The 11,523-nt window shown below is 64.7% G+C and carries 11 protein-coding genes and 1 tRNA gene; all 12 read left to right on the top strand.

Annotated elements, in window-relative coordinates:
- The first annotated feature begins 5 nt into the window (after positions 1 to 5).
- Positions 6 to 82: transfer RNA gene (locus CGX12_RS17360), tRNA-Asp, on the top strand.
- Positions 83 to 531: 449 nt separating this feature from the next.
- Positions 532 to 1,485 carry a TRAP transporter substrate-binding protein gene (locus CGX12_RS17355; protein ID WP_232513371.1) on the top strand — a complete coding sequence of 318 codons (954 nt, stop codon included), beginning with the start codon at positions 532 to 534 and terminating at the stop codon, positions 1,483 to 1,485.
- Positions 1,482 to 2,039 (top strand): TRAP transporter small permease, encoded by a 558-nt coding sequence (locus CGX12_RS17350; RefSeq protein ID WP_094041095.1) that lies wholly within the window; start codon positions 1,482 to 1,484, stop codon positions 2,037 to 2,039. The genes CGX12_RS17355 and CGX12_RS17350 overlap by 4 nt, the downstream gene beginning before the upstream one ends.
- On the top strand, positions 2,036 to 3,316 hold the full coding sequence (locus CGX12_RS17345; protein ID WP_094041094.1) for a TRAP transporter large permease: 1,281 nt from the start codon (positions 2,036 to 2,038) through the stop codon (positions 3,314 to 3,316). The genes CGX12_RS17350 and CGX12_RS17345 overlap by 4 nt, the downstream gene beginning before the upstream one ends.
- 33 nt (positions 3,317 to 3,349) lie before the next feature.
- Positions 3,350 to 4,081: a maleate cis-trans isomerase family protein gene (locus tag CGX12_RS17340; RefSeq protein WP_094041093.1), complete on the top strand. Its 732-nt coding sequence runs from the start codon at positions 3,350 to 3,352 to the stop codon at positions 4,079 to 4,081.
- Positions 4,082 to 4,245: 164 nt separating this feature from the next.
- Positions 4,246 to 4,941: a GntR family transcriptional regulator gene (locus CGX12_RS17335; RefSeq protein WP_094041097.1), complete on the top strand. Its 696-nt coding sequence runs from the start codon at positions 4,246 to 4,248 to the stop codon at positions 4,939 to 4,941.
- Between the two features lie 337 nt (positions 4,942 to 5,278).
- Positions 5,279 to 6,700, top strand: coding sequence for a dihydropyrimidinase (gene hydA / locus CGX12_RS17330; protein WP_094041092.1), 1,422 nt, complete (start codon positions 5,279 to 5,281; stop codon positions 6,698 to 6,700).
- Between the two features lie 79 nt (positions 6,701 to 6,779).
- Positions 6,780 to 7,946: a pyridoxal-phosphate-dependent aminotransferase family protein gene (locus CGX12_RS17325; RefSeq protein WP_094041091.1), complete on the top strand. Its 1,167-nt coding sequence runs from the start codon at positions 6,780 to 6,782 to the stop codon at positions 7,944 to 7,946.
- A gap of 74 nt (positions 7,947 to 8,020) precedes the next feature.
- Complete coding sequence (locus CGX12_RS17320; RefSeq protein ID WP_094041090.1) at positions 8,021 to 9,055, top strand: TRAP transporter substrate-binding protein; 1,035 nt, start codon at positions 8,021 to 8,023, stop codon at positions 9,053 to 9,055.
- Positions 9,056 to 9,110: 55 nt separating this feature from the next.
- Positions 9,111 to 9,719 carry a TRAP transporter small permease subunit gene (locus CGX12_RS17315; RefSeq protein WP_094041089.1) on the top strand — a complete coding sequence of 203 codons (609 nt, stop codon included), beginning with the start codon at positions 9,111 to 9,113 and terminating at the stop codon, positions 9,717 to 9,719.
- Positions 9,716 to 11,005: a TRAP transporter large permease gene (locus CGX12_RS17310; RefSeq protein WP_094041088.1), complete on the top strand. Its 1,290-nt coding sequence runs from the start codon at positions 9,716 to 9,718 to the stop codon at positions 11,003 to 11,005. Before CGX12_RS17315 ends, CGX12_RS17310 begins: the two co-directional genes overlap by 4 nt.
- Positions 10,984 to 11,523: amidase family protein (locus CGX12_RS17305; protein ID WP_142995662.1), on the top strand; the 540-nt coding region annotated here is incomplete at its 3' end. The genes CGX12_RS17310 and CGX12_RS17305, both read left to right, overlap by 22 nt.

Here is an 11,523-nt window from a genome sequence, read left to right as displayed (position 1 = left end):
TTTGCGGAGCGGTAGTTCAGTTGGTTAGAATACCGGCCTGTCACGCCGGGGGTCGCGGGTTCGAGCCCCGTCCGCTCCGCCATCACTCAAAACCCCAGCAGAAATGCTGGGGTTTTTTCGTATTGGCTGCGCCGGACGGCTGGATGATGTCGGCGCGCTGCGCCTTCGCTGCAAAGGCGGTGCCTTTGCAGCTGCGTCATCACAGACAAAAAAGCCACCTTCGGGTGGCTTTTTTGTTGTCGTTTTCACCGGATCTTCGGTGTCGCTGTCCTGCGATCTTGATCACACTTCATTAACAGTCCGCCTTCTGCTTTTTTCTGTTATCTCATTTAAATTCAATATCTTGCGATTATTTTGGTCTTTCTGGTCAGCTTCTGGCGAGATTTTGCGATTGCCAATACTGTTAATGGAATGTATATATAATTATGAATTCATAATGATGTTGGCAGCAACATCAAACCCGAGGAGAAGGCGATGGATAGCAATGTACACTCTTTTGGTCACAATTTTAAAAAGAGTTTGTTAGCGGTAATGCTGGGGGCCGGCCTCTTTGCCGGGACGGCGGGGGCCGAGACCCTGAGGGTAGCGGGCAACTTTGCCGCCGATCACTCCAGCAGCCTGGCAATGGAAGTGTTCAAGCAGGAGGTGGAAACGGCCACCGAGGGTGATATCAAGGTGCAGCTGTTTCCGGCCATGCAACTGGGCGGCGCCACCGAAAACGTGGACCAGGTGCGATCGGGGGTCCTGAGCATGACCTGGATCGGGGTTTCCTTCCTGTCCCGTACCGTGCCCGAGCTGGAAGCGGTCAGCCTGCCCTTCGTGTTCAAGGACAGGGAAACCGCGTTCAGGGTGATCGACGGCCGGGTCGGCGAGTTGCTCAACGACAAGCTGGCGGACAAGGGGTTTGTCGCCCTGGGCTTTATGGAACTGGGTCCGCGCCATATCACCAACAGCGTCAGGCCCATCGACTCCATCGATGATTTCGCCGGCCTCAAGATCCGCCTGCAACCGAACGAGACCCACCTCAAGACCTTCCGTGCCCTGGGCGCCAGCCCGACCTCCATGGGTATCAACGAAGTCTATTCCGCCCTGCAGCAGAAGGTGATCGACGGCCAGGAAAACCCCTTCAGCATCATCCGCAAGAACAACTACCAGGAAGTGCAGCAGTACCTGACCGACACCGGCCACTTCTTCGACTTTATCGTGGTGGTGGCCAACAAGAAGCGCTTCGACAAGCTCTCCGCCGAAGAGCAGCAGCTGCTGCGTGATGCCATGGCCAAGGCGGTGCAGTGGCAGCGGGAAAAGGCGGCGGAAGAGGATCTGCTGTCCCGGGAGCAGCTGGTGGCCGCCGGTATGCAGCTGAACCAGGTCAGCCCCGAGCTCTACCAACAGATGCAGCAGCAGACCGCCGGCATCATCGAGGAGCTGAAAGCGCGCCTGGGTGATGAACTGGTCGATGCGGTGCTGGAGGATGCCAAGTCATGAAATCCGGTCATTCCGAGCAGGCCGGCATGCTGAGCGGGCCTTCGCCCCTGCCTTCGCCGGCCGCGGTCCTGCGCCGCGGCCTGCTGGGACTGGACGGGCTGTCCCGTTACGCCATCTGCACCAGCATGGCCATCATGGTGTTGCTGGTGTCGGCTCAGGTGTTCTGTCGCTATGTCTTGTCCGAGTCCATCGACTGGGCCGATGAAATGTCCCGCCTGGCCTTCGTGTGGGCGGTGTTCCTCGCCATTCCCCATGGCCTGAAGCAGGGTGTCCACGTAGGCATCGACGTGATCACCAACCGGCTGCCGGCCCGGCTGCAGGAAGGGCTGGCCCGGCTGATGCTGGCGGTCAGCGGCGTGCTGATGGTGGTGGTCTGCTACCAGTCGGTGCTGGTGGCCATCGACGGCTGGGGCGAGTTGATGCCGACGGTGCCGGTGAGCGCGGCGGTATTCTACGTGCCGGTGATGCTGAGCTGCGGCCATGCCCTGCTGCATTTGCTGTTTATGGCCTGGCAGGGCACCCGTGTCTGGGCCGATGAGGAGGACGCCTCATGACCACCCTGGCGATTATCACCTTCCTGATCCTGGCGTTGCTGGGCATGCCGCTCGCCTTCGCCCTCGGGCTGGCGGCCCTCGGCGGCCTGGCCTACAGCGGCATCGAGCTGTCGGTCATGCCCCAGCACATGATGCACGCGGTCAACTCCTTTCCGCTGATGGCGATACCGCTGTTCATGCTGGCGGGCGAGCTGATGGTCGGCGGCCAGGTGATGCAGCGCACCATCGACTTCGCCAACGCCTTCGTCGGCCGGGTCAAGGGCGGGCTGGCCCATGTTACCCTGCTGTCCGGGCTGGGCCTGGCCTCGGTGACCGGTGCCGCCGTGGCGGGCGCCAGTGCCCTGGGCACCACCATGATGCCGGCGATGAAAAAGCATTACGACGCGGGCTTCGGCTCGGCGGTGGTGGCGTCCGCCTCCAACCTGGGGCCCATCATTCCCCCCAGTGCGGCGATGATCGTCTACGCCCTGATGGCCGGATCCTCGGTGTCGGTGGGCGGCCTGTTCATGGCCGGCGTGGTGCCCGGCATCCTGCTGGTGGTGGGCATGATGGCGCTGTCGAGCTGGATTGCGCACCGCAAGGGCTATGCGCCCACCGGCGAGCCCTTCAGCCTGCAGAACCTGCTGCTGCAAACCCGGCGGGCAGGGGCCATCATGCTGATGCCGGTGGTGGTGATCGGCGGCATCGTCGGTGGTGTCTTTACCGCCACCGAAGGCGCGGCCATCGCGGTGATCTACGCCTTTGTCATCGGCAAGTGGGTGACCCGCAAGCTGGCCTGGGCCGATTTGCCGGGTTGCATGTTCCGGGCGGCACTGACCTCGGCCGTGGTCGGCGCCCTGATCGCCTTCGCCACGCCGCTGACTTTTCTGTTCACCATCGACCTGATCCCGCTGCGGCTGTCGGCATTCATCCAGGCGCTGACCGACAATCCCCATCTGTTCCTGGCGCTGGTGATGGCCATGCTGCTGGTGGTGGGCATGTTCCTGGAGTCGAACGCAGCCTACATCATGCTGGTGCCGCTGTTCGCCCCCATCGCCCTGGCCTACGGCATAGACCCGCTCTACTTCGGGTTCCTGTTCGTGTTCAACCTGGTGATCGGCATGATGACGCCGCCGGTCGGGGTGCTGCTGTTCGTGATGTGCGGTATCGCCAAGATCCCCATGTCCCAGTTGCTGCGCTACGTCTGGCCCTTTATTGCCCTGCAGTACCTGGTGCTGGTGTTGTGCTGGATTTTCCCCGGGATAGTGACGGCCCTGCCGCGCGCCCTGGGTTATTGATGACTTACTGTGATGACTAACAAGGAGCAAGTGATGACTGATCGTACTTTATTGGGTGTGCTGACCCCTTCTTCCAATACCACCCTGGAGCCGGTCACCGCCGACATACTGCACGGCGTGAACGGCGTCAGCGCCCATTTCGGCCGGCTCAAGGTGACCGAGATCTCGCTCACCGACCAGGCCCTGAGCCAGTTCGACAACGAGCCCTTCCTGCAGGCCTCCCGGCTGCTGGCGGATGCCCGGGTGCAGTCCATTACCTGGAGCGGAACCTCTTCCGGCTGGCGGGGATTCCAGGACGATGAGATCCTGTGCCGGGCCATTACCGAGGCCACCGGCATTCCGGCCACCACCTCGGTGCTGGCGCTGAACGAGCTGTTCGCCATCACCGGGGTCAAGCGCTTCGGTCTGGTCACCCCCTATCTGCACGAGGTGCAGCAAAAGGTGATCAACACCTATGCCGCCGCCGGTTACGAGTGTGTGGCCGAACGCCACCTCAACGACAGGGGCAACTTCTCCTTCTCGGAGGTGAGCGAAGCCACCATAGCGGAGATGATCCGCGCCGTGGCCCGCGAACAGCAATGCGACGCCATCACCGTCTTCTGTACCAATTTGCGCGGGGCCCGGGTGGCGGCGGATCTGGAGCAGGAGCTGGGCATTCCCATCTACGACACCGTGTCCACCGGGGTGTGGAAGGGCATGCTGCTGGCCGATCGGGATCCCGCCCAGGTCAAAAATTGGGGCAATTTATTTTCACTTAAGCCATAATTATATATTATGTAATGCAGAGCCCCGGCCGGTCCGGGGCTTTCACGCTGGCAGGCCGGGGCGAACAAGACCGGGATCACCCTTGCGGGGTCCGAACGTATCGCTTTTACCGGCAACAGATTAAGGTAAGCGGCCTACAAAGCAATAACAACAGGAGCACGATGATGGCTACAGCAATCAATACCCTGGGGAGAAACTCTCTGCGTCGTCGTTCGCTGCACGAAGAGGTGGCCGATTGCGTCCGCACCATGATCATCGAGGGCGAGCTCAAGGAAGGGGAGCGCATCAACGAGCCGGCGCTGTGCAAGCAGCTGGACATTTCCCGCACCCCCCTGCGGGAGGCGCTGAAGGTGCTCAACTCGGAAGGCATGGTCACCATAGAGCCGAACCGGGGCGCCCGGGTGTCGACCATTACCCCCGAGGAAATCCGCGAACATTTTGAAGTGATCTGTTCCCTGGAGCGCCGGGCCGCCGAGCTGGCCGCCCAGCGAGCCACCGAGGCGGAGCTGACCCGGCTGGGGCAGCTGCAGGACAAGCTGGAGCAATACCACCAGGAGCAGGACAAGCACCAGTATTTCGAGATCAACCAGCATATCCACCGGCTGATCATCGAGCTGGCCGGCAACGAGACCCTGACCCAGCTGCACCACCAGCTGATGAACCGGGTCAGCCGTGGCCGCTACCTGGCCATCGGCTTTCATCACCGCTGGGAAGAATCGGTGACCGAGCACCGGGCCCTGCTGGAGGCACTGCAGGCACGGGACGGCGAGCGGGCCGGCCGTATCCTGGCCGAGCATGTGATGCATACCGGCGATCTGCTGGTCAGGGAGCTGGAAGACAAGCAGCAACGGCTCGGCTGAGCACCGCGACAGGGTCTGTGGCCAGGCCCTGAGCATCCCGTTTTTTCCCTTCTCCCACACTGCCTCACCTGCCCTTTGGCCGCCTGCGCTTCACCAGCGAGGTGTCAATCTGCACACGCCGGCGTCTTTCCCTCCTTCATCTCCTTTTGATCCCATTGGCCGTTATGCCAGCCCTGCCGTTTTATCACCGGATTTAACTTAATTTTTACATTTTGAGATCTGCTTCACATTAACCTCTCCCGGGGTTTGAATACGGTGCACATGGATGATTAATTACGTATACATAATTATGAATTAAAGATTCATGCAGCAATACACCGACAGGGAGGAAGGAGTCATGTCCGAGTTTGATCTGGTGATCCGCAATGGCCGCATCGCCACCGCGGCCGACATCACCGACTGTGATCTGGGGATCCGCGACGGCCGTATCGTGGCCATGGGCCTGAACCTGGCGCCGGGGCGGGAAGAGCTGGACGCCAGCGGCCTGCTGGTGCTGCCGGGCGGGGTCGACGGCCACTGTCATCTGGACCAGCCGATGCCGGACGGCCTGCGCATGGCGGATGACTTTTTCACCGGCACCCGCTCCGCCGCCTGCGGCGGCACCACCACGGTGATGCCCTTCGCCGCCCAGGAAAAGGGCCAGTCGCTGAAGGCGGCGGTGGCAGACTACCACCGCCGGGCCGAGGGCAAGGCGGTGATCGACTACGCCTTCCACCTGATCGTGAGCGACCCCACCGAGACGGTGTTGAAGGAAGAGCTGCCGGAACTGATCCGCCAGGGCTGCACCTCGTTCAAGATCTACATGACCTACGACGACCTCAAGCTCAACGACGGCCAGATCCTGGACGTGCTGGCGGTGGCCCGGGCCGAGGGCGCCATGGCGATGATCCATGCGGAAAACGCCGACTGCATCAGCTGGCTGACCCGGCGCCTGCTGGATGCAGGCCACACGGCGCCGCGCTTCCATGCCGCTGCCCGGCCCATGCTGGTGGAGCGGGAAGCCACCTACAGGGCCATCGCCCTGTCCGAGCTGGTGGACGTGCCCATCCTGATCGTGCACGTGTCCGGCGCCGAGGCGGTGGAGCAGATCCGCTGGGCGCGCAGCCACGGCATCAGCATCTATGCGGAAACCTGCCCCCAGTACCTGTTCCTCACCGCCGAGGATCTGGGGCTGGACGGCTACGAGGGCGCCAAGTGCGTGTGCAGCCCGCCGCCCCGGGACCAGGCCAACCAGCAGGTGATCTGGGACGGGCTGGAAGACGGCCTGTTCACCATCTTCTCCTCGGATCACGCGCCCTTCCGCTACGACGATCCCCAGGGCAAGAAGCCGAACGGCGAGGAGGTCGCCTTCCCCTACATCCCCAACGGCATCCCCGGGCTGGAAACCCGGCTGCCGCTGCTGTTCTCGGAAGGGGTGAACAAGGGCCGCATCAGCCTCAACCGCTTCGTGGAGCTGACCGCCACCAACCCGGCCAAGCTGTACGGCCTCTATCCGCGCAAGGGCAGCATAGCGGTGGGCGCGGACGCGGACATCGCGCTCTGGGATCCGAACCGGCAGGTCACCATCCGCAACGAGCTGCTGCACCACGACGTGGATTACACCCCCTACGAGGGCCGCACCGTCACCGGCTGGCCGGTGCTGACCCTGAGCCGGGGCAGGGTGGTGTGGCGGGACGGCGAGGTGCTGGGCCAGGCCGGCCAGGGCCGCTTCCTGCCCTGTGGCAAGCCGGAGATGGCCAAGCCCAAGGTCAGGGGATAGGCGACAAGGTTGTTTTCGGGCCTGCGGGCCCTTACCGGAGGCCCTGCCTCCATCATCAAGGCAGTTCAAGGAGCGAGACATGTCATACAAGAGCGGGCGTCACTTTCTGCAGATCCCCGGGCCCTCACCGGTACCGGACCGGATACTGCGCGCCATGGACAACCCGGTGATCGACCACCGGGGGCCCGAGTTCGCCGAACTGGGCCAGGCGGTGCTGGCGGGCATCAAGCGCATCTTCAAGACCGAGAGCCCGGTGGTGATCTATCCCGCCTCCGGCACCGGGGCCTGGGAGGCGGCGCTGGTCAACACCCTGAGCCCCGGCGACCGGGTGCTGATGTGCGAAACCGGCCAGTTTGCCACCCTCTGGCACGAGCTGGCCAGCAAGCTCGGGCTGGAGGTGGAGTTCATCCCCGGCGACTGGCGCCACGGCGCCGATCCGCAGGCCATCGCCGAGCGCCTGCGCCGGGACGACGGCCACCAGATCCAGGCGGTGTGCGTGGTGCACAACGAAACCTCCACCGGGGTGACCAGCCGCATCGGCGATATTCGCCGGGCCATCGACGACACCGGCCATCCGGCGCTGTTCATGGTGGACACCATCTCCGGCCTGGCCTCGGCGGATTACCGCCACGACGAGTGGGGGGTGGACGTCACCGTCTCCGGCTCCCAGAAGGGCCTGATGCTGCCGCCGGGCATCAGCTTCAACGCCCTGAGCGACAAGGCCCTGGCGCGCGCCAAACAGGCCCGGCTGCCCAGGTCCTACTGGGACTGGGGCGCCATGCTGGCCAGCAACGCCACCGGCTACTTCCCCTACACCCCGGCCACCAACCTGCTGTACGGCCTGAAGGAAGCCATCCACATGCTGGAGGTGGAGGGGCTGGACCACGTCTTCGCCCGCCACCAGCGCCATGCCGAGGCCACCCGCCGGGCGGTGCAGGCCTGGGGCCTGGAGGTGCTGTGCCTCAACCCGGCCGAGCACAGCCCGGTGCTGACCACGGTGCTGCTGCCCGAAGGCCACGACGCCGACCGGCTGCGCCGGCTGATCCTGGAGCGGTTCGACATGTCGCTCGGCGCCGGCCTCGGCAAGCTCAAGGGCCGGGTGTTCCGCATCGGCCACCTGGGCGCCATCAACGATCTCACCCTGCTCGGCACCCTGGCCGGGGTGGAGATGGGGCTGGCCTGTGCCGGCGTGCCGCACCAGCCCGGCGGCGTGCAGGAAGCCATGCGTTTCCTCGCCGACCGCTGAGCCCGTTTCGGTGGTCCGCCCCGGGCGGGCCACCCCGGATGCAATCCGCATGTTCAAGGAAGGAGTACCTCACGATGAGAAAATTACTGTTAGCCACCCTGCTCGGCACCACCCTGGCCGGCACCCCGGCCCTGGCCGACACCATCAACCTCAAGGTGATCGGCCAGCCCCTGGCCACCGGCCTGATCCAGAAGAACAAGGAGCAACCCTTCTTCGAGACCCTGGCGGAAAAGACCGGGCTGCCGCTCAGCATCAACTACAAGCCGCTGGACACCACCGGCATCAAGGACGTGGAGCAGTTGCGGGTGCTGAAATCCGGCCTGTTCGACCTGATTTCATTGCGCATGTCCCAGGTGTCCCGGGACGAGCCGACCATCCTCGGCCTGGATCTGGTGGGCCTTAACCCGGACTTCCAGCAGGGCCGGCGGGTAGTGGAAGCCTACCAGGACACGGTGGACCAGCGCCTGCAGGAGCGGTTCAACACCAAGCTGCTGGCGGTCTGGCCCTTCGGGCCCCAGGTGCTGTTCTGCAAGCACCCCATCAACAGCCTGGCGGACGTCAAGGGGCTCAAGGTGCGGGTCTATGACCAGAACCTGGCCCAGTTCGTGGAATCGGTGGGCGGGGTGCCGGTGCCGGTGGCCTTCGGCGACGTGCACCAGAGCCTGGCGCTCGGCATGATCGAATGCGCCATCACCGGCCCCAGTTCCGCCAACTCCGCCGGCTGGCCGGAAGTCACCACCCATATGCTGCCGCTCGGCTTCCAGCTGGCGCTGAACGGCTACGGCATCAACCTCAAGACCTGGAGCAAGCTGACCCCGGAGCAGCAGCAGCGGCTGCAGGCGGCCTTCGACGAGCTGAGCGAGGACATCTGGAGCTATTCGGAAGAGCTGTTCCTGGATGCCAGCCGCTGCAACGTGGGCGCCGAGCCCTGCACCACCGGCACCAAGTACAAGCTGGTGGACGTGCCGGTGAGCGAGGCGGATCTGGCCATCCTGGCCAGCACGGTACAGAAGGTGTCCTACCCCACCTGGGCCGAGCAGTGCGACAAGGCCAACCCCGACTGCTCCGCCAACTGGCAGCGGGATCTGGCCGGTATCGCCGGGCTGTAAGCTCAGGGCGCGGGCGGCGGTAGCCGCCCGCGACCGGCAACAAGGAGAGGTTGAAATGAAGCGAATCGAGCAACTGGCCAGTCTGGCCTTCGGCGGCATGTTTCTGCTGCTGTCGATGTTGATCGCGGTAGAAACCCTGCTGCGCAAGTTCTTCAAGGTGTCGCTGCAGGGGGTGGACGAACTCAGTGGCTATGCGCTGGCGGTGGGCGCCACCCTGGCCTTTACCATCGCCCTTTTCGGGCGGGCGCACATGCGCATCGACATCTTCCACGAGCGGCTGCCGGCGAGGCTGCAGGGCCTGCTCAACTGGCTGTCGGCCCTGTTCATGACCGGCCTGGGGCTGTTCATGGCCTGGGTCTGCCTGAACGTGGTACGCGAGACCCTGGACTACGGCAGCACTTCCCAGACCCCCTGGGCCACGCCGCTGATCTACCCCCAGGGGGTGTGGCTGGCGGGGCTTTCGGTGTTTGCCCTGGTGGCCCTGGGGTACGGCCTGCGCGCCAGCTGGCTGCTGGCCAGGGGCGACCTGGCGGCGCTCAACCGGGAGTTCAATCCCAAGGGCGTGAGTGAAGAGCTCAAGGCCGAGCTGGAGGACTTCGCCCAACGCCAGCAACAGGCCAACGACGGCATGACACCGGCACTGGCCGGGGAGGGAGCGAAATGAGCGTCACCACCGTCTTTATCGGCTTTTTCGCCATGCTCGGCATGCTGCTGCTGGGCCTGCCCATCGCCGTGGCCATGGCCCTGATCGGGGTGATCGGCGGCATCATGGTATTCGACTGGACCTTTATGGATTCTATCGGCGCCGTGGTGTGGAGCGTGCACAACGAGGCCCTGCTCACCGCCATCCCGTTGTTCATCCTGCTCGGCGAACTGCTGCTGCGCAGCGGCATCGCCGACAAGATGTTCCTGGCCATGGCCGCCTGGCTGGGCCGGCTGCCCGGGGGCTTGCTGCACACCAACATCGGCTCCTGCGCCCTGTTCGCCGCCACCTCCGGCTCCTCGGTGGCCACCGCCGCCACCATCGGCACCGTGGCCCTGCCTTCGCTGAAAGCGCGCAACTACTCCATGCGTCAGTCGCTCGGCAGCCTGGCCGCCGGTGGCACCCTGGGCATACTGATCCCGCCCAGCGTCAACATGCTGATCTACGGCTCGCTCACCAACAACTCCATCGGCAAGCTGTTTATGGCGGGGCTGATCCCGGGCGTGCTGCTCAGCCTGCTGTTCATGGTCTATATCGGCTTCGCCAACATGGGCCGGGACAGCATGCGGGAGGAGCGGCTGCCCCTGGCCGAGAAGCTCAGGCTCTCGCGCCACCTGATCCCGCCGGCGGTGGTGTTCGGCATCGTCATGGGCAGCATCTACACCGGCCTGGCCACCGCCACCGAGTCCGCCGCCCTGGGGGTGATGACGGCGCTCTACTTCGCCTGGCGCTCGGGCCGGCTGTCGCTCGCCTTCCTGCAGGAGTGCTTCGTGCAGACCGCGCGCATCACCGGCATGATACTGCTGATCATCACCGCCGCCTTCGTGCTCAACCTGACCATCAGCCTCACCGGGGTGGTGGACGAGCTGACCGCCTGGGTCACCTCCTTCGGGCTCAGCGTCACCGGCCTGCTGCTGTTGCTGATCCTGTTCTACCTGGCGCTCGGCATGTTCATGGACGTGCTGTCGATGCAGGTGCTGACCATTCCCATCACCTATCCCATCGTCACCGCCCTGGGCGTGGATCCCATCTGGTACGGGGTGTTCGTGGTGCTGATGTGCGAGCTGGCGCTGATCACCCCGCCGGTGGGCATGAACCTGTTCGTGGTGCAGAGCGTGCGCAAGGACGGCGGCAACATCAGCGACGTGATGTGGGGAGTGGTGCCCTTTATCCTGATCATGATGCTGTTCACCCTGAGCCTGATGATGTTCCCGGAGATCGCCCTATGGCTGCCCAACATGATGTAACCCGGAGCTGGCGCCTGGGCGCCCTGGAGCTGGCGGCGGCCTACGCCGCCGGCACCCTGACCCCGCTGGCGGTGGTCAAGGCGCTGGGCGCACGCATCGCCCGGCTTAACCCGGAACTCAATGCCCTGATCACGATAAATCCGGCCGCCAGGGAGGACGCCGCCGCCGCCACCGCACGCTGGGCCGAGGGCACCCCCCTCAGCCCGCTCGACGGGGTGCCGCTCACGGTCAAGGACCACCTCAACGTCGAGGGCCTGGCCACCACCTGGGGCAACCGGGCGCTGGCGGGCCGGATTGCCGAGGAGGACGAACTGGCGGTGGCCCGCTGCCGGGCGGCGGGGCTGGTGATCCTGGGCAAGACCAACGTGCCCGAGTTCACCCTGGAGGGCTATACCGACAACGCCCTGTTCGGGGTGACCCGCAACCCCTGGAACCCGGCGCTGACCCCGGGCGGCTCCAGCGGCGGCGCGGTGGCGGCGGGGGGGGCGGGGCTGGTTCTCTCGGCCGGCGGCAGGGGC

Source organism: Zobellella denitrificans (genome assembly GCF_002237365.1).
In the GTDB taxonomy this organism is placed as follows: Bacteria; Pseudomonadota; Gammaproteobacteria; order Enterobacterales; family Aeromonadaceae; genus Oceanimonas; species Oceanimonas denitrificans.
The sequence above is the reverse complement of the archived record's forward strand: the minus strand, read 5'-3'. Positions and strand labels throughout refer to the sequence as shown.

Excerpts from the sequence above, each read along its gene's own strand:
- CGX12_RS17355 (WP_232513371.1), top strand. The coding sequence starts at position 532 with ATGCTGGGGGCCGGCCTCTTTGCCGGGACGGCGGGGGCCGAGACCCTG.
- CGX12_RS17350 (WP_094041095.1), top strand. The coding sequence starts at position 1,482 with ATGAAATCCGGTCATTCCGAGCAGGCCGGCATGCTGAGCGGGCCTTCG.
- CGX12_RS17345 (WP_094041094.1), top strand. The coding sequence starts at position 2,036 with ATGACCACCCTGGCGATTATCACCTTCCTGATCCTGGCGTTGCTGGGC.
- CGX12_RS17340 (WP_094041093.1), top strand. The coding sequence starts at position 3,350 with ATGACTGATCGTACTTTATTGGGTGTGCTGACCCCTTCTTCCAATACC.
- CGX12_RS17335 (WP_094041097.1), top strand. The coding sequence starts at position 4,246 with ATGGCTACAGCAATCAATACCCTGGGGAGAAACTCTCTGCGTCGTCGT.
- hydA (WP_094041092.1), top strand. The coding sequence starts at position 5,279 with ATGTCCGAGTTTGATCTGGTGATCCGCAATGGCCGCATCGCCACCGCG.
- CGX12_RS17325 (WP_094041091.1), top strand. The coding sequence starts at position 6,780 with ATGTCATACAAGAGCGGGCGTCACTTTCTGCAGATCCCCGGGCCCTCA.
- CGX12_RS17320 (WP_094041090.1), top strand. The coding sequence starts at position 8,021 with ATGAGAAAATTACTGTTAGCCACCCTGCTCGGCACCACCCTGGCCGGC.
- CGX12_RS17315 (WP_094041089.1), top strand. The coding sequence starts at position 9,111 with ATGAAGCGAATCGAGCAACTGGCCAGTCTGGCCTTCGGCGGCATGTTT.
- CGX12_RS17310 (WP_094041088.1), top strand. The coding sequence starts at position 9,716 with ATGAGCGTCACCACCGTCTTTATCGGCTTTTTCGCCATGCTCGGCATG.